The organism is Agrobacterium sp. H141 (assembly GCF_057158725.1).
This window is the reverse complement of the sequence record NZ_CM169893.1, coordinates 3,821,394-3,842,615: the sequence shown is the minus strand read 5'-3', so window position 1 is coordinate 3,842,615 and position 21,222 is coordinate 3,821,394. Positions and strand designations below refer to the sequence as shown.

Genomic DNA, 21,222 nt, shown 5'->3' with positions numbered 1-21,222 from the left:
ACCTATCTCCCGATGGCATAGGCCTGCATCAGGCGCGGCGTTGCCGCCGCCCGCATCAGGCCGTTCTCGTCCCGACGTGCTGCCGTCAGTCGTCCCACTGTCCACGGCTCCGCAGGCGCCAGTTTGTGGCCCCGGGCCGCAAGTTCGGCCAGCACTGCCTCTCCAATATTCTTCTCGATCATAACATTGCCCGGCTCGCGTGTGCGCGGATAAAAGGAGCCCGGAAAGTGCATGGTGTGGAACAACGGCATGTCGATGGCCGCCTGCAGGTTCTGACGATGATGCACATAGCGCAGGAAGAATGACAGCTGCCATTGATCCTGCTGGTCGCCGCCCGGTGTACCGAAGGAGAGCGTCGGGCGACCCTCGAACAATGCCAGTGACGGTGTGAGAGTTGTCCGGGGCCGCATGCCGGGCTTCAAGGATGTCGGAAGACCTTCCTTCAGCCAGAACATCTGGGCGCGGGAATTGAGACAGAAACCAAGGCCCGGAACGATCGGTGACGATTGCAACCAGCCGCCGGACGGCGTCACCGACACCATATTGCCTTCCTTGTCGATCACGTCGATATGCACGGTATCGCCGCGCTTTTCGGTGAGATGCGACATGGTGGGCTCGTAGACGGCCCCTTGCTCCATGCCATTGAGCATATCCATTGTCGTATCGTACTGGGCTTCAAAGCCGGGCAGTTTGCCGGGCAGCAGATCCATCGATGCCGTCTTGCCGATCAGCTTGCGCCGTTCGTCATTATAGGCGTCCGACAGCAGCGTATCGAGCGGAACCGTCGAGAATTTCGGATCGCCGTAATAGACTTCGCGGTCGGCATAGGCGAGCTTCATGGCTTCCACCACGGTATGCACGAAATCCGCGCCGCACGGGTCCATCGCCGCGATATCGAAACCCTTCAAGAGAGCGAGTGACTGGAGGAGAACCGGGCCTTGCCCCCAGGGCTGTTGCTTGGCAACGGTCCAGCCGTGATAGTCATATGTGGCCGGCTCCTCGATGGTTGCCTGCCAGCCAGCCATGTCGTCAGCCGTCAGCACGCCCTTGTGCTTGGTTCCGCTGGCATCCATCACTTCGGCGGTCTGCAGGTAGTCGTCGATCGCCTCGGCCACAAAGCCTCGATAAAAAGCGTCGCGTGCCTTTTCGATCTGCGCTTCACGACCGGACACACTTTCAGCCTCGGCAATCACCCGCTTCCAGGTGTCCGCGAGCACGGGGTTGCAAAACAGGCTTTCGGCCTCCGGTGCCTTGCCGCCCGGCAGCCAGGTGGCATGCGATGTTGGCCATTCCTTTTCGAAGAAGTCTGCCAGTCCCTTGATGGTCGCAGAGACGCGCGGTAGCGTCGGGTGACCGTGTTCGAGATAATGGATCGCCGGCTCCAGCACGTCGCGCACGCTCATGCGGCCATAGTCGCGCAGCATTAGCATCCAGCCGTCAAAGGCACCCGGGATCACCGTTGCAAGCAGGCCGTCGCCCGGAATGATCTTGATGCCTTCACGCGTATAATGCTCGATGGTGGCACCGGCCGGTGCCGGACCCTGCGCGCAGATCACCTCGACCTTCTTGGTCTTGGCCGAATAGATGATCGCCGGCATGTCGCCGCCCGGGCCGTTCAGATGTGGCTCGAGAACCTGCAGCACGAAACCCGTGGCAACGGCTGCATCAAACGCATTGCCGCCTTTTTCGAGCAGGCTCATGCCGACAGCTGATGCAATCCAGTGGGTCGATGTGACGACGCCGACAGTGCCGAGAATTTCCGGACGGGTAGTGAATTCAGACATGCAAATTATACCTTTCAGGCGGGAATGTCAGGTTTCGCGCGGATCGAGCGCATCGCGCAGACCGTCACCAAGAAGATTGAAGCCGATCACGACGAGAAAGATCGCGATGCCGGGGAACATGGCCATCCAGGGCGCCTGGGTCAGGAAGTTCTTGGCGACGTTCAGCATCGAGCCCCAGGAGGGGGCCGGCGGCTGCTGCCCGAGACCGAGAAAGGAAAGACTGGCTTCGGCAATGATTGCGGTCGCCACCGTGAGCGTGGCCTGCACGATGATCGGCGCCACGATATTGGGCAGCACATAACGTGTCATGATCTCGAAATGGTTGAGCCCGATGGCGCGTGCACCCTCGATATAGTCTTCCGTTTTAACCGTAATCACCTGGCCACGGGTTAGCCGAATGAAGACCGGCATGGCCGAAAGCCCGATGGCGATCATCGCGTTCATCAGGCTTGGCCCGAGAAAGGCTGCAAGCGCGATGGCCATGACGAGGAAGGGCAGGGCCAGAAATGCTTCGGTGATGCGCGAGATCACGACATCCACCCACCCACCGAAATAGCCGGCCAGCAGACCGAAAGGCACGCCAGTGACGATCGCGATGGCGACCGATATCGTGCCTGCCATCAGCGAGGCCTGCGCCCCCCAGATCATACGTGAGAGAATGTCACGGCCAAGTTCATCGGTTCCCATCAGATATTGGGCATTCGGTGCCTTGCGAATGGCGCCCCAGCTTGCGGCCAGCGGATCGTCCACGGGCAGCAGCGGAGCGAGAACGGCGATCGCCGTGAAGAAAAGGATGATGGCAAAGCCGAGGATCGCGCTTGGATTGCGCTTCAGCTTTTTCCACACACGGCTTTCGCGGCGATCTTCGGCCTCCACGGCAACGGATGTATCGGCGGCACTCATAGCGAAGCCCTCAGACGTGGGTTGAGAAGGACATAGAGAATGTCGGCAACGAGGTTCATCAGGATGAATCCGATGGCGGTGCAAAGCACGATGCCCTGGACCACCGCATAATCGCGGTTGAAAACGGCGTCGACGATCAGCTTGCCAAATCCTGGAATGGTAAAGATCTGCTCGGTCAGCACCGCCCCGGCCAGCAATTCTCCAAACATCAGAGCGCTGAGTGTCACGATCGGCAGCAGGGCATTGCGGAATGCGTGGGAGAGCACGACCTCGCGCCAGGAAAGCCCCTTGGCACGCGCTGTTCGAATGTAATCGGAGCGCAGAACCGTCAGCATGGCGGAGCGTGTGTGCCGCATCAAAGTGGCAGCCAGGGCCGAGCCCAGCACGAAGGACGGCATCAACATGGTTTCGATCGAGCGAATTGGGTCGACGAATGGCGATTCATAACCTGAAGCCGGCAGCCAGCCGAGGTTCACCGACACCAGCAGGATCAGCATGATGCCAAGCCAGAAATTCGGAATGGAGAGCCCCGACAAAGCCACGAAATTGGCGATGTAGTCGATGACCGAGCCCTTTTTGACTGCCGCCAGAATGCCGGTCGGAACACCGATCACGAAGGCAAAGACCATCGACATGAAAGCCAGCTGGATCGTCACCGGCAGCTTTTGCCCGATCAATTCCAGCACCGGCTGGTTGGTGCGCAGCGATATGCCGAGGTCGCCACGCAGGGCGTCCAGCAACCAGTTCCAATATTGCAGCAGGATCGGGTCATTGAGATGATACTTCGCTCTCAATGCTTCCAGCAATTCGGGCGAGCGATCCTCGCCCGCGAGCGCCAGAACAGGATCTCCCGGCAGCAGCTTTTGCAGCGAAAACACGAAGATCGATATGATCAGCAGCGTCGGTATCGCAACCAGCAGGCGCTTTCCGATGTAGACGGGCATTTCGGCGCTCTTTCTTTGGAAATTGGAGTGCCGCGCGGGTTGTCCCGCGCGGCAGGGTAAGCAAGATCAGTCTTCTTTCTTCATTCCGACCACGCGGATCATACCGTCGGGCGACGGAACGAAGCCGGTGATCTTCTTGTTGAGTGCCCAGATCCAGGACTGGTGGCCCATATAGATGATCGGCAGGTCGTCATCGAGGATCACCTGAGCTGCGTCGTATTTCTCCTTGCGCGCCGCCTCATCATTTGTAGAGCGTGCGGCATTCAGCAACTCATCGACCTTCGGGTTGCAGTAATGCGTGTCGTTGATGCCGCCATTGCAGGTGACGAACTGATGGATGTTGCCGTCAGGATCGACACGGCCGGACCAATCCGAGCGGCTCAGTTCATAGTTACCAGCCGTCTGTTCAGACAGAAGTGTCGCAAACTCGGTCGACTTCAGGCTCACATTGAAGCCAGCTTCAGCCACCATGGACTGGACGATCTGCATCATCTGCTGCGCGACCGGATTGTTCGGGATCTGCATCTCGACATCGACTGTCTCGACGCCAGCTTCCTTCATCAATTCTTTCGCCTTGGCAATGTCGCGGGCCGGAACCGGAAGATCCTTGTCATACCAGGGGCTCGATGGAGGGAAGGGTTGGTTGCCGGCAACGGCGGTTCCCTCATAGACGATATTCATCAACGCATCGCGGTCGATGGCCAGCGAAAAGGCCTGACGCAGACGCTTGTCCTTACCCATCGGGCTGTCGGCCTTTGCTCCGTTGCCCACATTGACGTAAATGCCCATATTGCCGATGTTGACCACCGCTTCATAGGCAAGGTTTGGATCGTCCTTGACGGACTGGGCGTCGCTCGCTGCCAGACGCTCGATCATGTCGAGGTCGCCGGAACGCAGGTTAGCCAGACGAACGGTCGTGTCCGGGATCGGCAAATATGTAACCTTGTCGATGAAGACATTGTCGGCGTCCCAGTAGTCGGCAAATTTCTCCAGGACGATACGGTCCTGTTGAACCCGCTCCGCAAACTTGAACGGGCCTGCGCAGACCGGATGCTCGCCGAAGTTGGCGCCAAGTTCTTCTGCGGCCTTGGGCGAAACCATCATTCCCGCACGGTCGGAAAGCTGGGCAAGCAGAGTTGCGTCCGGCTGTTTCAGGGTAAAGGTGACTTCCAGCGGGCCGGTCGCTTCGACCTTGTCGATGGAGGAAAGCTCGCTCTTGCGACGGGATACATCGAGCGTCATGTTGCGGTTGATCGTGTAGACCACGGCATCGGCATTGAATTCGGTTTCGTCCTGAAACTTGACGCCGTCGCGCAGTTCCATTGTCAGCACCTTGCCATCGTCAGACCACGTCCACGAGGTCGCGAGCTGCGGAACGATCTTCAATTCTGGTGTCACGTCCACGAGCTTGTCGCACATGGCGGTGTAGACGATGCGACCGACAAAGGTGCGCGATTGTGCGGGGTCCAGCACGTCGGCATCGCTCTGAAGGCCGATCTTGAGTTCGGCGGCGGAGAGAGGCATGGCAAACAGCGTTGTTGCCAGCAGCGCGGTCGTAAGTCGGGTCAATGTTTTCATAGTATTGATCTTCCTCTGATGGTTTCGGGTTTCGTCGCTTAACCGGTTATGAGTCCGGCTTTTCGGGAGCCGCCCCGCAGGGGCGGGAAACGTGGTCGGCAAACTCAGGAGGCCTCGGCAACTGTCTCCGGGCCTAAATGGTCCATGGATGTTTGACGGATAAGTCGTTCTTGCAGCATCAACAGGTGCATGCGCATGCATTCGCCGGCCCGTGCCGGATCGCGCGCGGCAATGGCTTCAATGAGGGCGGCATGCTGCGCGTTGGAATGGGCCATGGTGCCGCTGATCGAGCGGGCGCGCTCACGGATGGTCTGCCACGCATCGTCCTGGCGCACACGGTTCACGACATCGAAGATTGAGAGAAACAGCTGGTTTCCTGCGGCCAGGGCGATCTGGCGGTGCAACGCCCCGTCCCACAACTCCTTGGCGTCGGCGTCGTCGCTCTCGGTAATCTTGCGCGCAAGCTCACGCATCCGCTCGATATCCGAGGCCTTGGCCCGCATCGCGGCCAGTTGGGCGATCTGGGGTTCGATCCGCAGTCGAACTTCCATGATTTCCATGAAGTCGGTGCCGGCCACGATATTGTCGACATGATTGCCCCAATCGCTGGGCTTCTGCCCGAGATAGGTGCCCGAACCCTGCTTGCGCCAGATCAGACCTTCGGCCTCCAGCACTTCCAGAGCGCGTCGCACGGCACGTCGGCTGATGCCGAGCTTGTCTGAAAGGGTTCGTTCGGTCGGAAGCTTTCCATCGTTTCCGAATTCGCCCTGGTGCAACACGTCGCGAAGCTTTTCCAGCGCGTAATTGGAGTTCTCGGTTTGTGGCATGAAGCTCCCCAAAGGTTCGCACCAATTTCTAATTGGTTCAAAGAAGACAAAATGAGCGGGCACGTCAAGCTGGTTTTTTGAGCAATCATTCTTTTGCTGATAATTTATGCAGCGGTTGTGGTCGGAATTTTCAACTCGCGCCGTTTGGCAGTCCTCGATGAACGGAACAATCCGCTCCCCTTGAGACTTAGCTCTTTGACACTCAAGCAACCGCGAAACCGGCTGCTGATGCCCCACCGGCCAGCGTTATGCTGGCCAAGTGCCACACGGGCCTTCGCGCCGTAAGGCACGCAGCAAATGACGACCATTTGCTTGCCGTGCTTTTGTTCTTTAGGTTTTGCACTGCACGCAAATCACGATCAAATCAGGAAAAGGAAAGTCGATGACGGAACGGGACGCGCCTCGCGCGGACAGCCTCAGAAGCCTTCACGCCGATATGCCGGTCAATGCAACGCTGCACATATGGCTGAAAGCCGTGGCACCGGAAGCTCCTGGATCAATCTCCCTGATCAGCCAGAACGGCAAGTTCGGCGATGTGATGGCGACCAATCACGAGGAATATGAATTCCGCATCTATCACGTCTTCGGTGGCGGCCATATCGAGCTGCAATATGACCAGGATACCACATCCATCTCTGTGGCATACTGGTTTACACCGACGGATGTTCTGGAAACGGGCATCACCGTGTTGCACACCAATACGGGCAATGCGCCGCCGGAGCTGGTCGACGGGTACCATTTTCGCCCACCTTTCGGCTGGATGAACGATCCCAATGGTTTCGGCCGCTTCGGCGGTCGCCCCCATCTCTTCTACCAGCATTATTCCCACGGTCTGCAATGGAACAACATGCATTGGGGCCATGCGGTGTCGTCGGATTATCTGCGCTGGCGTCACCTGCCGATCTTCCTGTTTCCGTCGGAAGCCCTGCGCGCCCGTCCGGACAAGCGCGGTGGTGCATTTTCCGGATCGGCCATTCCCTTGGCCAATGGTCCCGGCATTCGCGTCTTCTTCACGGAGCAGGAAAAAGGCCGCGAGCCCGAGCCGGAAATCCAGATGACGGCGGTTTCGCCGGATCTCTTCAGCGCCGGTCATGCGGAAATGCTGCTGGGAGAACGTCCGAAGAACGAGGGTCTCACCAGCGATTTTCGCGATCCTTATGTGTTCAAGGGGCCGGATGGCCTGTGGAAGATGCTGCTTGGCAGCCAGAGCGATCAGGGGGGTGTCATCCTCCTCTACGATACCGAGGATATGACGGCTGCAAGCGGCTGGACCTATCGTGGCAAGCTGCTGGTGGAAAAGCGCTATGAGACAACGGCGATCGAGTGCCCGTGTCTCTTGCCGCTGGATGGTCATGCCACCGATCCCAGCACGCGCTGGGTTTTGATCTATGGATTGATGACCAGCGAAGACAAGGTGACGGGGCGCAAGAACCTGACAATGGCAGATGTCGGCTGGTTCGACGGACAGACCTTCACGATGGAAAGCGAGAAAGAGCTCGATTTCGGCACGGATAATTATGCCTTCCAGGCCTTTCGTGATGGCGATTCCGCCGTGGGTATCGGCTGGCTCGCGAACTGGGCCGATACAGGACCGGCTGTCGATTTCCCAACCGCAATGACGCTGCCAAGGCTGCTGCAATTCTCTGATGGCGTGTTACGCACACCGCCCATCGGCGCTGCTGAAAGTCTTCGCAGTCACATCCTCGACCGCACGCGTCTCGCGGCCGGCGACTTTGTCACTTTCGTCAATGGCGGGATTGAACTGCTGTTCGAACTCAATGAACCGGGCGCGCACTTCACGCTTGAGTTCGACCATCCAACAGTCGATCTCTCCGTCGTGTTGAACGATGAAGGCCTGTCCATTGTCCACAAGCAGGGCGACAAGCCTTCGCCGTCCTACATTGCAGCGCGCGCCAAACCCAAGCGCATCCGGATTTTCCTGGATTATGGATCCATCGAGGTCTTTGCCGATCACGGACGCTGGACAGGGACCAAGCGCATCGACGGTTTCGAGCCCGTTCGATCGGCGCGCCTGAAATCCGACCCCGGCGTTGTCTCTCACGCCACCATCTGGGCGCTGAGGCTTTAGAGGTCGAAACGAGCCGCTATGTGGCAAGCCGACCGCATTGCGGTCGGCTTTCGGTTCCCAGGCTTGACTTTGCGTGTTCGCGCCAGAGCAATCAGGTCTCCAGCGAGGGGCTTGGCTTGCGAAGGCTTTCTTCTGAAAGTTCAATAATCGGGCGAGGTGCTTCTGCCGTATTGGGCACCCATTCCTCATAGCTCGCCTTGGGCATCGTCGCTGGCTGGCCGCTGCGCCCGGTCCGGGCCACATTGAGCTGGCCTGAAAGAATGGCGACTTCTGCCTTGAGCTGATTGATTTCCGCCCGAAGTCCTTCATTGGTCGTGCGAAGCTGGCGTATCTCGTCCTTGTCGCCGAAGGCACGGTGATCGAGGTCGCGCTTTGCAGCTTCGTATTCCCGCTCCCGTTTGATGCGCAGATTTTCAGCATCCCGCATACGGGTATTGAATTCGCTCGCCTGCAACTGCAATTCCCGCCTCGCACCCTCGTCTTCGGCCGTTTCACTGCGCAAGCTTGCCAGTTCGTTGGCCAGACGCTCGGCGCGGAGCGTCGCGGTCGCAAGCTCTGACTTGCTTTCCTTCAACTCGTTGCGCAGGCCCTGCAATTCGTCTTCGGCCGACTTTGACCGGGCACGTGCGGTCACCAGTAGTTTTTCCACCAGTTCGGCTTTCGACGCCGTCGCTTCCTGACGTGTCGTCAACTGCGCGATTTCAACGGATGACGCACTACGGAGATTTTCCAGTTCGGACTGGGCACGCTTGAGCTTGTCGACGGTAAACGAGATCTCCTGGCGAAGGCCCATCGCCTCGGTCGAAATCGACCGCGTCTGATTTTCTTGATCGGCCAGCCGCTTTTTCAGCTCTGTGCGCTCTTCTGTGAGGCGCGCAAGGTCGCGCGTTTGCGTTTCCGACTCCCGACGCGATGTCTCCGACAGCACCTGATGCGCGGTGCGCTCGTTCTCGTATTTTTCACGCAGGTTCAGGATTTCGCGATTGCGTTGATCCAGATCCTGATGCGCCCGCTTCATCAAGGCCGCAGCATTGTCGTATTGCGAAACACGCTCATCCAGTTCGCGACTGACATCACTCAGTCGTTTCTGTGTCAATTCGAGGTCGCGGGCATTGGCGTCGTAAAGCGTCTGAAGCTGAACGCTCCTTTCCCGCAATTCGTCAAGCTCGAGCTTGATCTGGCTGTTGTCGTATTTGAGCTCTTTGTTTTCCGAAGAAAGCTGGTTGTTTTCCGTTTCAAGCCGGCTGCGGGTCGTCGTCTCGTATTCGAGTAATGACGTTATGCGCGCGCGCTCGCTCTTCAGTCCTGAGAGTTCATCTATGGCAAGGCCATGTTCGCGAAGAAGTGTCGCAATGCGCTCCTGCAAGCCGCCAAGACCTGAAAGCAGATCCTGCGAAGACATCTCGCTTTCAGCAATCACTGCACCAAACGAATGAAATGTCTCTAGATCTGATCTTGCGGAATAGGCGCCGCCTGTCGTGTCAGCATTCGGTTTGCCGGAATCGTCCGTACGGCGGAAAAACCCCATGACCATTCGCCCCTCGCTCCTGTGTCAATGTTTAGGTAATATTACGAATATTGAATATCTCTTCTAATATTATCTGGGTCGTCAAAATGAAGACGTCTCATCATCATGATGATGTACGCGCCCAGGTTTTGCGTCAAAGAAACTTTTTCCTATGGATGTATTTTGCACAGGAATGTACGCATCTGGATGCTTTTGAAATATGTGAAATGCGCATATTTCTTCTTGCGTAGTAGAATAGCCGATCAGGTTCCAGCTCGCCGTGGATACAAATATTATAAATTGATATCTAATTTAGTTAGGCTGATATGGCGGCTCAAATAGATTGCGAGAGGTGTAGAACAGGCAGCGGCCACACGCAAAACAGTGCAGCCGCTGGTGTTGGATATTAGGCCGCTTTGACGATCTCGACGAGTTCGACCTCGAACACGAGATCCTGACCCGCAAGCGGATGATTGGCATCGACGGTCACCGTTTCGTCGGCAACTTCCGTTACCACAACGGTGACAGGCGTACCGGTTGCACTCTGGGCCTGAAGCTGAAGGCCAGGCTCAAGCGATACTTCAGGCGCAATGGCAGCACGCGGAACAGTCTGAACGCGGTTGGGATCTCGCTGACCATAGGCATCGTCAGCGGGTACTGTGACAGTCTGCTTGGCACCGAGTTCCATGCCATCGATTTCGCGATCAAGGCCGGAAATGATCTGGCCGGAACCGACTTGGAACTGCAACGGGTCACGCCCGCGTGAACTGTCGAACGTCGTGCCGTCCGTCAGGCTACCGATATAATGAATGCGGACGGTGTCACCGGATTTGGCTTGTGTCATCGTCTTTTCCTTGTGGCTGGAATGGAGAGTTGTGGTCGCCACGACATGCCTGACGTGGCGTCGGATGAATTTGCACCTCTCGAGGCACAAGCACTGTCAATTTAGGCAGTCGTGTCCGTGATTGCAAATTACGGGCTATTTTTGCCGCTTGTTTCACTCGGCGGCAGTGCGCTTAAGTCCGGATAATTGGGTGAGATAGGCCCTCAGCGCTGCTGGCCGCACCGGCTTGTGTTGGATGGCGATATTGTGCTTTTCCGCCTCGCTTCGGACATCCTGCGTGCGGTCCGCCGTAATCAGAAGCGCCGGTATGTCCTGTTTGTAATGGGCTCGCAAACGCAAGATCGCACCGATTCCGCTGCCGTCCCCCAGATGGTAATCGGCAATGACCACATCGGGCGGTGACGAGCGTCCCTCGAAATATTGATCCAGTGCTTCCACAGATGCCGCACAATCCACGCTGCATCCCCATCCCGAAATCAAAAGCTTCATGCCCTCCAGGATCTTTTCCTCGTTGTCTATGCAAACAACGCGAAAGCCCTTCAGCGATTGCGGCAGGCGGTCCGTCACGGGCTTGTCTGCGCCGCCGGCTTGCACGGGCATGCTCTGATCGAGTGGCATGTGAATGCGGAACGTCGTGCCCTTTCCCGGCGTGGAGGATAGCTTCACCGGGTGGTTGAGCACACGCGAAATGCGATCCACGATGGATAGACCGAGCCCAAGTCCCGAGGCAGTCTTTACCCCCTCATCCAGACGCGCGAACTCTTTGAACACAGTCCGGAACTTCGACGAGGGAATGCCAATGCCGGAATCCATCACCTGAATGATAACGCTTTTTCCATCCCGACGCGCGCCAACCAGCACGCGGCCCTCAGGCGTGTATTTGATGGCATTGGAAACCAGGTTCTGGATCAGTCGACGCAAAAGATTGGGGTCGGATCGCACGCTGAGGGAGGTCGGCATGACCACGAGTTTGAGGTTCTTCTCGCGCGCAATGGGCTGGAAATCGGTTTCGATCCGTTCCAGCAATTGCTGCAGCGGCACTGTCGCCAATCGCGGCTTCATGGCGCCGGTATCGAGCCGCGAAATATCGAGAACAGCGCCCAGGATGGTTTCTACCGACTCCAGCGCTGAATCGATATTGCGCACCAGCGCGCTGTCGTCCGATACGCCCAGCCGCTCCACCAGAGATGAGGAATAGAGACGCGCCGCGTTGAGTGGCTGGAGAATATCGTGGCCGGCAGCCGCAAAGAAACGTGTCTTGCCAATATTGGCTTCATCGGCAGATGCCCTTGCCTCGGCCAGGGCATGGTTGACCAATGTCAGTTCGGCTGTGCGCTCGCTCACACGCTGTTCCAGTGTCTCATTCGCCTGCTTCAGCGCCTGGTCCGCCGCAACCTGCGAGGAAATGTCGGTGAAGGTGGCAACGATGCCCCTGTCCGGCATGGCGTTGGAGCGTACCTCGACAATCCGCGCGCCGTTACCAAGCGACAGCCGGAAAGGCTTGTCGAACTTCTGGAACGTCTGCAGGATTTGCGCTTCCTCCTTGCTGTCCAGGTCGCCACGGGCAGACAGGATTGCCAGAATATCCGTGAGTGGAAAACCGACTTGCCCAACATGCTCGGGCAGATCCAGCAGACTGCGGAACCGACGGTTCCAGATCGTCATGCAGTGGTTGGCATCGAACACGGCAATGCCCTGATCCATCTGCGACAACGCGGTGTGCATCATATCCTGGTTGTACTGCAGCGCTTCGCTGGCCTGATCGAGCAACCAGGCGGTATCGGCGGAGGTGTCTTCCGCCTTTTGCAAGATGAGTGACAGCACGAGACGCGCCGATGACGATCCGATGGCGCTGCCGAGTAATTGCTCGGAGAAATGGATCAGCGCCATATCGGCGGCCATGTCATCGTCCAGCCGCCGTCCGCTGGCCTGCTCATAGCTGCGCATCGAACGTTGCATGCGTTCATCGCCGAGATAACGCGCGATAGCTGCCTTCAGATCGCCGACACTCACCCGCGTTTTCCACCCGCGTGCGGCAAGTTGCGAGCGCGGGTGTCGTTTCACGAAGATACCCGCCTGTATCCGCTCCACCGGTCGCGGATTGCGGCTGAGCGACCCGAGCACAAAGGCAGCTGTGTTGATGATCAGGCTCAAAAGCGTGGCGTTGACGAAAGGATCGGATCCCTCAGCATCAAAAAGGCCGGTTCCCGGAAAGAGGAAAGACAGGACAGCCGAAGCCACATGGGTGTTGTTGTCCGTTCCGAAACTGGGAAGAAACAGCAGGTAGCACCACACGAAGAAGCCAGTGGAAAGCCCGGCGATCGCACCCCTGGCATTGGCCCGACGCCAGATCAGACCTCCGATCAGCGAAGGCGCGATCTGGGCAATGGCCGCGAAGGACAAGAGGCCGATGGACGCAAGGCCCGACGTGCTGTCAGCGGAACGATAATAGGCATAGCCCAGAAGCATGATGGCAAAGATCGCCGTGCGGCGGATCTGCAGGAGCGGGCGGGCGAAATCGGATCGATGGCTGTGTTTGCCGATCAGCTTTTGCCTGAGGAAGACCGGCAGCACGATGTCATTCGAGACCATGATCGAAAGTGCGACCGAGGCAACGATCACCATGGCCGTCGCCGCTGAAAAGCCGCCGAGAAAGGTGATCAGCGAAATGAACGGCATTTCCGCATGGAGTGGCAAGGACAGCACGTAAAGGTCCGCATCGCCTCCGCCGCCAAAGGTCAGAATTCCGCTGATTGCAGCCGGCAGAACGAATATATTGATCGCCACGAGATAAAGCGGAAGCAATATGCCGGCCAGGCGCAGTTCCTGTGGCGTGCGGTTCTCCACCACCGTCACATGAAACTGTCGGGGCAGCATCACGACGGCAAAGGCGGAAAGGGCAATCAGCAGCACCCACCGGCTGATTGGTGTCTCATGCGAAAGTGCTGACATCACTTCCGTGGAAGCGCTCGCCTTGGCCAGAAGGTCCGACACCCCGTCGAACAGTCCAAACAGCACGAACATGCCGAGCGTCCAGAAGGCGAGCAGCTTGACGACCGATTCCATTGCAATGGCCAGGATCAGGCCGTCCTGATGCTCCGTGGCGTCGGTGTGTCGCGTACCGAAGATGACTGCAAAGCACGCAAGCGAAAGCGCAACCACCAGCGGCAGGTCGATAAAATAGAGGTTGCCGGTGCCAATCCCGTATTCGGATGGATCGACCATCGCCGAAACGGAGGATGAGATCGCCTTCAGTTGCAGGGCGATATACGGAATGGTCCCGACCAGCGAGATCAGCGTCACCAGCATGCCCACGATCGGGTTCTTGCCGTAGCGAGCGGCAATGAAATCGGCACCCGAAATCAGCTTTTCAGCCTTGGCCACCTCGATCAGGCGTCGAAGAAACGGCATCCCCAGCGTAAACACCAGAATGGGGCCGATATAGATGCCGGTAAATTCCAGTCCGCGTTCCGCCGCCAGTCCCACACCGCCGAAATAGGTCCACGACGTGCAGTAGATGGCCAGACTCAGCGCATAGACGATCGGCCGTCCCTTGGCCGGCACACCACTGAGGCGTGTGCGCCTGTCGCCATAGCTTGCCACTGCAAATAGCAGCAACAGATAGGCAACGGCAGACGAGATGATGATCCATCCTGGAAGCACGCGCCCTCCCTCGCAACGGCAATCCAACTCTGCGTCAGTCTATGGCAAATGTAATCTATTGAAAATCGCTGCTGTCTTCTCCTAAAGTCGAAATAAAACAGCATGCGCGAGGCGCGAAATTCCACCTTCCATTCTCTGTCGGGCATATTAGGATGCTGACATGTCGCAGCGGCATCGCGCGGCCAGCATATTCCAATGGGGACACAGAAAATGTTGAATGAGTTCAAAACTTTTATCGCCCGCGGCAATGTCATGGATCTGGCCGTCGGCGTCATCATCGGCGGTGCCTTCGGCCTGATCGTTACCTCGCTCGTCAATGATATCATCATGCCGCTTGTCGGCGTCATCTTCGGCGGGTTCGACTTTTCCAATTACTTCCTGCCCTTGTCGGCCAATGTCACCGCCGCGACCCTTGAGGCAGCCCGCGAGCAGGGTGCTGTGTTTGCCTATGGCAACTTCATCACGGTGCTGATCAACTTCCTCATCCTCGCCTGGATCATCTTCCTGCTCGTCAAGGGTGTGAACAAGATGCGCGGATCGCTGGACAAGAAGGAAATGGAAACGGCAAAGGCAGCGCCACCTCCGGCCGACATCATGCTGCTCACCGAAATTCGTGATCTTTTGAAAACCCGCTAGCTCAAACACGTCGTCCCGGCTCGGCTTGGTGTCGAGCCGGATCATCACCAGAATCGATCAGTCTCTCACGCTTTGTCATAGGATTTTCCGGGCAATCTCGGCTATGAGGTGCCAAACGGAGATCCTGTCCCTGATGACCATCCTCGAAAGCCTGAGCCCCCGCGCCCTTGCCGCACCCGAAAGCGGCATTGTCGAAATCATGAATTATGCCCGTGGACGCGATGGCCTGTTGCCGCTCTGGGCAGGCGAGGGGGATTTGCCGAGCCCGGATTTCATCAATCGCGCGGCGGCCGACGCACTGATCGGCGGCGAGACATTCTACACATGGCAGCGCGGTATTCCCGAGCTGCGCGAGGCTCTGTCGCGCTACTACGCCCGCCATTTTGGCCAGACACTCTCGCCCGACCATTTCTATGTCACGGGCTCTGGCATGCAGGCGATAGCACTTTCCGTCCAGGCACTCGCCGCACCCGGCGACGAGATGATTTATCTCACCCCGACATGGCCCAATATCGTCGCTGCCATCGAATTGGCCGGCGTCCATTCGCGCGCTGTGCCGCTTGAATTCCACGATGGCCGCTGGAACCTCGATATCGCCAAACTGGAAAGCACAATCACGCCAAAGACCAGGGCGTTGTTCATCAACTCGCCGTCCAATCCAACCGGCTGGACCGCGACGAGGGAAGATCTGCAGGCGATTCTTGATCTGGCCCGCAAGCATGGCCTCTGGATCATGGCGGATGAGATCTACGCGCTCTATTCTTACGGATCTGCCACGCGCGCCTCGTCCTTCATGGACATCAAGGACGAGGACGACCGCATCCTTTTTACCAATTCCTTTTCCAAGAACTGGTCCATGACCGGTTGGCGAGTTGGCTGGATCGTGGCGCCGCCGGAAACCGGGCAGGTGCTGGAAAACCTGATTCAGTATGCAACGTCAGGTGTCGCCCAGTTCATGCAGCGCGGTGCCGTTGCCGCTCTCGACCATGGCGACGAGTTCATTCAGGCCAATATTGAGCGCGCCCGGACATCGCGCGACATTCTCTGCGACGCCCTGATTGCCACCAACCGTGTCGAAACACTGAAACCGGAAGGGGCCATTTACGCCTTCCTGAAGATCGACGGCGTGACAGACAGCCGCCGGGCGGCATTGGATATCGTTGACAAGACTGGCGTCGGGCTGGCACCTGGAACCGCCTTTGGTTTCGGTGGCGAAGAGTTTTTGAGAGCCTGCTTCCTGCGTAATCCTCTCCAGATCGAGGATGCAGCCGAGAGGCTGAGCCGCTACGTTTTGGCGCTGTGACAGGGCGCTGCGCGACGACAGTACGATGGTCGATAAAATTTGAAGTTTGTTGTCAACTGCATGGTAACTTTAGTTCGAGTTAAGTCAGTAAAAACAGATAGATAATCGTCTTCAATAAAGATTGCGAAAGACCCCTGTGGTGTGATCCCGCTGTTATGCAAAAAGCGGGAGCAGGGACATGGCGATACTCGTGACAGGCGGCGCCGGATATATCGGCAGCCACATGGTATGGGCGCTTCTGGATCAGGGACACGACGTGGTCGTCGTCGACAGGTTGTCGACGGGCTTCCGCTGGGCAGTGGCGCCGAAGGCGCGCTTCTACAAGGGCGATATCGGCGATAGCTCCGCTCTCAAGCAGATCTTTGCTGAAAACGCGATTGATGCGGTCATCCACTTTGCCGGTTCCGTCGTCGTGCCGGATTCCGTCAGCGATCCGCTGGACTATTACGACAACAACACAGGCAATACCCGTGTGCTGCTGTCTGCAATGGTCGAGGCGGGCGTTACCAGGATCATCTTCTCATCGACCGCCGCCGTTTATGGCACCCCTGCACACACCAGGCCCATTCGCGAGACGGAAACCCCGCGCCCGGAAAATCCCTACGGGCAGTCGAAACTCATGACGGAATTCATGCTGCGCGATGCCGCCAACGCCTATGACCTGCGCTACGTGGCTCTTCGCTATTTCAACGTCGCCGGTGCCGATCCGAAGGGGCGTACGGGTCAGTCCACCCGCAATGCCACGCACCTGATCAAGGTCGCCTGCGAAACGGCCCTCGGGGAACGGGAAAAGATCAGCGTCTATGGCACCGATTATGCGACCCCGGATGGAACCGGTGTGCGCGACTATATCCATGTCAGTGATCTGGTTGCCGCCCATCTGGATGCGCTGGCCTATCTGCAGTCCGGTGGCGAGCCACTGATCGCCAATTGCGGCTACGGGCAGGGCTTTTCTGTCCTTGACGTGCTGCATGCGGTGGAGCGCGCATCCGGCAACAGCATTCGCATAGACTATGCGCCGCGCCGGCCCGGTGATGCTGCATTCGTGGTCGCCGACGCAACGCTTGCCCGCACGAAACTTGGATGGGTGCCGGTTCATGGAAATCTGGATTTCATCGTGAATTCGGCACTGGAATGGCAGCGCGGACTGAGTGGCGCTGAACTTCAGGATATTGCCATGCTTCAGCGCAAACTGGCAGCAAGCGCCTTCTGATTTGATGACAATGGTTTTGGCATTCTGTGCGGCCCGGCTTCCAATTGCCGGGCCGTTACACGTTTGGCGTCAAGTTTGACAACAGCTTCGCCTTGTAACCTGCATTTCTAATAGGCCAATAGCAGGCAAGGTTTGATGGCGTTTGAAAGCAGTACCATAGCGCAGGGCGGTCCCGAGCGGTCGCTCGTGAATGTGATCCGTAGGGTGACGGCATGAAGGCGGTTATCCTGGCGGGCGGACTCGGCTCGCGTATTGCTGAGGAAACGCATCTCAAGCCAAAGCCGATGATCGAGATCGGCGGACGACCGATCCTCTGGCATATCATGAAGCTCTACCACCATCACGGTATCCGCGATTTCATCATCTGCTGTGGTTTTAGGGGCTATTTCATCAAGGAATATTTCGCCAATTACGGCCTGCATATGTCGGACATCACCTTCGATCTGGCAGAAAACCGTTTGCAGTTTCACCGCCAAAGTGCGGAGAACTGGCGTGTGACACTGGTCGACACCGGCGAGACTGCAATGACCGGCGGACGTCTCAGGCGTGTCGCCTCCTACCTCAGGGACGAGGAAGCCTTTTGCTTCACCTATGGCGATGGCGTCAGCAATGTCGACATTGGCGAGACAATTCGCTTCCACAAGAGCCATGGCAAACTGGCGACAGTCACCGCAGTCCACCCGCCAGCCCGCTTCGGCGCGCTCAAGCTGGACGGTGACAGCGTTGAGGGCTTTGTCGAAAAGCCGGAAGGCGAAGGCGGCTTTATCAATGGCGGTTTCTTCGTCCTCTCGCCCAAGGTGATCGAACGCATTCCAGACGATGAGGCCAGCTGGGAAGGCGAGCCCCTGACCGGAATAGCTCGCGATGGCGAGCTAAAGGCCTTTTTCCACAAAGGTTTTTGGCAGCCCATGGATACGCTGCGCGACAAGAACCATCTGGAAAGTCTCTGGCAATCAGGCAACCCGCCTTGGAAGACGTGGTGAGCATGTCGGATACCGGCTTCTGGCGTGGCAAACGCGTTCTCCTCACAGGGCATACCGGCTTCAAGGGAAGCTGGCTCGGTCTGTGGCTGAAGGAGATCGGCGCCCAGGTGTCCGGGCTCTCGCTTGCACCGGACACCGATCCATCGCTCTATCAACTGCTTGATGGCAACCCGACAGATGAACGTGGCATCTGCGACATCCGCGACCGTGACGCGGTGGGAAAGCGCGTCAGGGCTACGCATCCGCAGATCGTCTTCCATCTGGCAGCCCAGCCGCTGGTGCGCGCAGGGTATCGCGATCCAGTCGGCACCTATGAAACCAATGTGCAAGGCACAGCAAACCTTCTTGATGCCCTTCGCGATGTGGCGGATCTGCGCTCTATCGTGGTGGTGACGACCGATAAGGTCTATGAAAATCCGGAAAACGGACAGGCATTCGTCGAGACGGATCCGCTCGGCGGCCATGATCCCTACAGCGCCAGCAAGGCAGCCGCCGAGATCGTTACGGCAAGCTACCGTTCCTCCTTCTTCGCTGCTCGCAATATTGGCGTCGCCACCGCGCGCGCCGGCAACGTGATCGGGGGCGGAGATTGGGCAGACGATCGGCTGATCCCGGATGCGATCAGGGCCTGGAGCAAAGGCGCGAAACTGGCAGTTCGCCGTCCAGCAGCCATACGTCCCTGGCAACATGTGCTGGAGCCGCTATACGGTTACATGCTGCTGGCCGAGCGCCTCTGGCATGAACCGCATTCCACCCGAGCCATGAATTTCGGCCCCGATCACGCTTCGGCGGCAAGCGTCGGCGATGTTTTGGAACTGGCACGCAACGCTTATGGCGCGGGCGACGTCGATCTGAGCGACGTAGAGGAAGGACCGCATGAGGCCGGTTATCTCATGCTCGATTCCACCAGGGCGACACGGGAACTGGGATATCACCCACGCTGGAACCTCGATGAAACACTGCTGAAAACGATGGATTGGTATCGCGGCTTGGCCAAGGGCGAGAAGGCGATGGATCTTTGTCTCAAGGATATCGCCGCTTACAACGCGACCTTGAAAACGATGGAGCGCCGTGCGGTATGAGCAAGCGGTTTGACATCATCGAAACGGCGATCGAAGGCGTGTTTATCCTCAAGCGCGCGCGCTTGGCCGATGAGCGCGGCTTCCTGACGCGCCTGTTCTCGCCGACCGATCTGTGCGATGCTGGCTGGGTCGGAACCGTTGAGCAGATCAACGAAACCGGTACCCGCTTTCAAGGCACCGTGCGGGGTATGCATTTCCAGAATCCGCCCTTTACCGAGATCAAGCTCGTCACCTGCACGGCAGGCGCAATTCTGGATGTCGCCGTCGATCTGCGTAAGGGATCGCCGACATTTCTCAAGCACACTGCAGTTGAATTGAGCGCCGACAATGATTGCTCTTTGCTCATCCCGAACGGCTGCGCGCATGGCTTTCAAGCACTCACCGACAATGTCCGCATGATCTACGCCCATTCAGCACCCTATAGCGCCGAGGCTGAAGGCGGGTTGCATTGTGAAGATCCGGCACTCGGTATCGAATGGCCGCTGCCGGTTGCCAATCTTTCGGCTCGCGACGCATCCCATGCTCCCCTCGGATCTGATTATGTGGGGATCGCCGCATGAAGTGCCGTCATTGCCAGTCCGGGCGCATGCGCCCTTTTCTCGATCTCGGTACTGCTCCGCCGTCCAACTCCTATGTGCGGGCGGAGGATCTGGCCGCACCTGATACCTGGTATCCGCTGGTCATCCGGGTTTGCGATGACTGCCTGTTGGTGCAGACGGAAGACTTCGCCGCGCGCGAAACCTTCTTCTCCGAGAATTACGCCTATTTCAGTTCCTTTTCATCCTCGTGGCTCGCCCATGCAAAGACCTATGTCGCCGATATGGTGCAGCGGTTCGAACTTGGAACCGATGCCCGCGTCGTCGAGATTGCGGCCAATGACGGCTATCTGCTGCAATTCGTCAAGGAACGCGGCATCGCCTGCCTTGGTGTTGAACCGACGGCCAGCACAGCCGCCGCCGCGCGTGAAAAAGGTCTAGAAATCCGTGAGGAGTTCTTCGGTCTTGCGCTTGCCGAGTCTCTTGCTGCCGAGGGTTGGTCCGCCGACCTGATGGCTGCCAATAATGTTCTGGCCCATGTTCCCGACATCAACGATTTCGTCGCCGGCTTTGCCCATCTTTTGAAGCCCGAAGGTGTGGCGACATTCGAGTTTCCGCATCTTTTGAACATGGTCTCGGAGGCACAGTTCGATACCGCCTATCATGAGCACTATTCGTATCTTTCGCTTCTGGCTGTTGAACGCATCCTGGCAGGCAATGGGTTGACCGTCTTCGATGTCGAGACGACGCCCTGGCATGGCGGAAGCCTCAGGGTATTTGCATGCCGCACCGACCATGCGGCGCATCAGACAACGGACCGCGTTCCGGCCCTGCTGAAACGTGAGGAAGAAGCGGGCATGTGCGATCCCGCTTTCTACGCCGGCTTCCAGGCCGAGGCACAGCGTGTGCGCAACGCGTTTCTGGAGTTCTTGATTGACTGCCAGCGCGAGGGCCTGTCGGTCGCAGCCTACGGAGCCGCCGCCAAGGGCAACACACTTCTCAACTTCGCAGGTGTGAAGAGAGATTTACTGTCCTTCGCCGTGGACAAGAATCCTGCAAAGCAGGGCATGTATCTGCCCGGCAGCCGAATTCCCATCCTCTCCGAAGAGGCGCTGAAAACGCAAAAACCGCAAAGGGTGGTGATATTGCCATGGAATCTGCAAAGCGAAATCAAGCAACAGCTTTCGTATATAGCCGATTGGGGTGGGATGTTCGTGACGGCGATACCGAGATTGACGGTGCATGCCTGACGAATGAGATGAACGATCCCGAGAAGGCAGGGCAGGGGCTCCCTGCCAAGGTTAAGGTCATGCAGCCGGATACGGTCGCA

16 protein-coding genes are annotated in these 21,222 nt (G+C 58.0%); 8 read left to right on the top strand and 8 right to left on the bottom strand.

The window, feature by feature from the left end:
• Positions 1-2: 2 nt before the first annotated feature.
• From ACWPM9_RS18055 to ACWPM9_RS18035, 5 genes are all read right to left on the bottom strand, one after another.
• Entirely contained in the window at positions 3-1,784 is a 1,782-nt protein-coding gene (locus tag ACWPM9_RS18055; protein ID WP_484756034.1) for a gamma-glutamyltransferase family protein, read from the bottom strand.
• Positions 1,785-1,811: 27 nt separating this feature from the next.
• Positions 1,812-2,687: an ABC transporter permease gene (locus tag ACWPM9_RS18050; protein ID WP_484756033.1), complete on the bottom strand. Its 876-nt coding sequence runs from the start codon at positions 2,685-2,687 to the stop codon at positions 1,812-1,814.
• Complete coding sequence (locus ACWPM9_RS18045; RefSeq protein ID WP_484756032.1) at positions 2,684-3,631, bottom strand: ABC transporter permease; 948 nt, start codon at positions 3,629-3,631, stop codon at positions 2,684-2,686. The genes ACWPM9_RS18050 and ACWPM9_RS18045 overlap by 4 nt, the downstream gene beginning before the upstream one ends.
• Positions 3,632-3,697: 66 nt before the next feature.
• On the bottom strand, positions 3,698-5,209 hold the full coding sequence (locus ACWPM9_RS18040) for an ABC transporter substrate-binding protein (RefSeq protein ID WP_484756031.1): 1,512 nt from the start codon (positions 5,207-5,209) through the stop codon (positions 3,698-3,700).
• Positions 5,210-5,313: 104 nt separating this feature from the next.
• The gene (locus ACWPM9_RS18035) at positions 5,314-6,036 is read right to left on the bottom strand and encodes a FadR/GntR family transcriptional regulator (protein WP_428186020.1); all 723 of its coding nucleotides are present in this window, start codon (positions 6,034-6,036) and stop codon (positions 5,314-5,316) included.
• Positions 6,037-6,418: 382 nt separating this feature from the next.
• Here ACWPM9_RS18035 and ACWPM9_RS18030 point away from each other — a divergent pair, with 382 nt between their 5' ends.
• Positions 6,419-8,125 (top strand): glycoside hydrolase family protein, encoded by a 1,707-nt coding sequence (locus ACWPM9_RS18030; protein WP_484756030.1) that lies wholly within the window; start codon positions 6,419-6,421, stop codon positions 8,123-8,125.
• A 91-nt stretch (positions 8,126-8,216) separates the two neighbouring features.
• Here the strand turns inward: ACWPM9_RS18030 and ACWPM9_RS18025 are convergent, their stop codons facing one another.
• The 3 genes from ACWPM9_RS18025 to ACWPM9_RS18015 form a co-directional block, all read right to left on the bottom strand.
• Positions 8,217-9,659, bottom strand: coding sequence for a hypothetical protein (locus ACWPM9_RS18025; RefSeq protein WP_484756029.1), 1,443 nt, complete (start codon positions 9,657-9,659; stop codon positions 8,217-8,219).
• Positions 9,660-10,038: 379 nt separating this feature from the next.
• The gene (locus ACWPM9_RS18020; protein WP_484756028.1) at positions 10,039-10,476 is read right to left on the bottom strand and encodes an FKBP-type peptidyl-prolyl cis-trans isomerase; all 438 of its coding nucleotides are present in this window, start codon (positions 10,474-10,476) and stop codon (positions 10,039-10,041) included.
• 153 nt (positions 10,477-10,629) lie between these two features.
• Positions 10,630-14,139: a hybrid sensor histidine kinase/response regulator gene (locus ACWPM9_RS18015; protein WP_484756027.1), complete on the bottom strand. Its 3,510-nt coding sequence runs from the start codon at positions 14,137-14,139 to the stop codon at positions 10,630-10,632.
• Positions 14,140-14,349: 210 nt separating this feature from the next.
• Between ACWPM9_RS18015 and mscL the strand changes: the two genes are divergently transcribed.
• The 7 genes from mscL (at position 14,350) to ACWPM9_RS17980 (ending at position 21,142) form a co-directional block, all read left to right on the top strand.
• The gene (gene mscL / locus ACWPM9_RS18010; protein WP_428186015.1) at positions 14,350-14,775 is read left to right on the top strand and encodes a large conductance mechanosensitive channel protein MscL; all 426 of its coding nucleotides are present in this window, start codon (positions 14,350-14,352) and stop codon (positions 14,773-14,775) included.
• A gap of 133 nt (positions 14,776-14,908) precedes the next feature.
• On the top strand, positions 14,909-16,078 hold the full coding sequence (locus ACWPM9_RS18005; RefSeq protein ID WP_484756026.1) for a pyridoxal phosphate-dependent aminotransferase: 1,170 nt from the start codon (positions 14,909-14,911) through the stop codon (positions 16,076-16,078).
• A 178-nt stretch (positions 16,079-16,256) separates the two neighbouring features.
• Positions 16,257-17,291 carry a UDP-glucose 4-epimerase GalE gene (gene galE / locus ACWPM9_RS18000; RefSeq protein WP_484756025.1) on the top strand — a complete coding sequence of 345 codons (1,035 nt, stop codon included), beginning with the start codon at positions 16,257-16,259 and terminating at the stop codon, positions 17,289-17,291.
• A gap of 212 nt (positions 17,292-17,503) precedes the next feature.
• The gene (gene rfbF / locus ACWPM9_RS17995; protein ID WP_428186012.1) at positions 17,504-18,274 is read left to right on the top strand and encodes a glucose-1-phosphate cytidylyltransferase; all 771 of its coding nucleotides are present in this window, start codon (positions 17,504-17,506) and stop codon (positions 18,272-18,274) included.
• Between the two features lie 2 nt (positions 18,275-18,276).
• Positions 18,277-19,356: a CDP-glucose 4,6-dehydratase gene (gene rfbG / locus ACWPM9_RS17990; RefSeq protein WP_484756024.1), complete on the top strand. Its 1,080-nt coding sequence runs from the start codon at positions 18,277-18,279 to the stop codon at positions 19,354-19,356.
• On the top strand, positions 19,353-19,916 hold the full coding sequence (locus ACWPM9_RS17985; RefSeq protein WP_484756023.1) for a dTDP-4-dehydrorhamnose 3,5-epimerase family protein: 564 nt from the start codon (positions 19,353-19,355) through the stop codon (positions 19,914-19,916). The genes rfbG and ACWPM9_RS17985 overlap by 4 nt, the downstream gene beginning before the upstream one ends.
• Positions 19,917-19,942: 26 nt before the next feature.
• Complete coding sequence (locus ACWPM9_RS17980; protein WP_484756022.1) at positions 19,943-21,142, top strand: methyltransferase domain-containing protein; 1,200 nt, start codon at positions 19,943-19,945, stop codon at positions 21,140-21,142.
• Positions 21,143-21,222 lie beyond the last annotated feature (80 nt).

Excerpts from the sequence above, each read along its gene's own strand:
- ACWPM9_RS18055 (WP_484756034.1), bottom strand. The coding sequence starts at position 1,784 with ATGTCTGAATTCACTACCCGTCCGGAAATTCTCGGCACTGTCGGCGTC.
- ACWPM9_RS18050 (WP_484756033.1), bottom strand. The coding sequence starts at position 2,687 with ATGAGTGCCGCCGATACATCCGTTGCCGTGGAGGCCGAAGATCGCCGC.
- ACWPM9_RS18045 (WP_484756032.1), bottom strand. The coding sequence starts at position 3,631 with ATGCCCGTCTACATCGGAAAGCGCCTGCTGGTTGCGATACCGACGCTG.
- ACWPM9_RS18040 (WP_484756031.1), bottom strand. The coding sequence starts at position 5,209 with ATGAAAACATTGACCCGACTTACGACCGCGCTGCTGGCAACAACGCTG.
- ACWPM9_RS18035 (WP_428186020.1), bottom strand. The coding sequence starts at position 6,036 with ATGCCACAAACCGAGAACTCCAATTACGCGCTGGAAAAGCTTCGCGAC.
- ACWPM9_RS18030 (WP_484756030.1), top strand. The coding sequence starts at position 6,419 with ATGACGGAACGGGACGCGCCTCGCGCGGACAGCCTCAGAAGCCTTCAC.
- ACWPM9_RS18025 (WP_484756029.1), bottom strand. The coding sequence starts at position 9,659 with ATGGTCATGGGGTTTTTCCGCCGTACGGACGATTCCGGCAAACCGAAT.
- ACWPM9_RS18020 (WP_484756028.1), bottom strand. The coding sequence starts at position 10,476 with ATGACACAAGCCAAATCCGGTGACACCGTCCGCATTCATTATATCGGT.
- mscL (WP_428186015.1), top strand. The coding sequence starts at position 14,350 with ATGTTGAATGAGTTCAAAACTTTTATCGCCCGCGGCAATGTCATGGAT.
- ACWPM9_RS18005 (WP_484756026.1), top strand. The coding sequence starts at position 14,909 with ATGACCATCCTCGAAAGCCTGAGCCCCCGCGCCCTTGCCGCACCCGAA.
- galE (WP_484756025.1), top strand. The coding sequence starts at position 16,257 with ATGGCGATACTCGTGACAGGCGGCGCCGGATATATCGGCAGCCACATG.
- rfbF (WP_428186012.1), top strand. The coding sequence starts at position 17,504 with ATGAAGGCGGTTATCCTGGCGGGCGGACTCGGCTCGCGTATTGCTGAG.
- rfbG (WP_484756024.1), top strand. The coding sequence starts at position 18,277 with ATGTCGGATACCGGCTTCTGGCGTGGCAAACGCGTTCTCCTCACAGGG.
- ACWPM9_RS17985 (WP_484756023.1), top strand. The coding sequence starts at position 19,353 with ATGAGCAAGCGGTTTGACATCATCGAAACGGCGATCGAAGGCGTGTTT.
- ACWPM9_RS17980 (WP_484756022.1), top strand. The coding sequence starts at position 19,943 with ATGCGCCCTTTTCTCGATCTCGGTACTGCTCCGCCGTCCAACTCCTAT.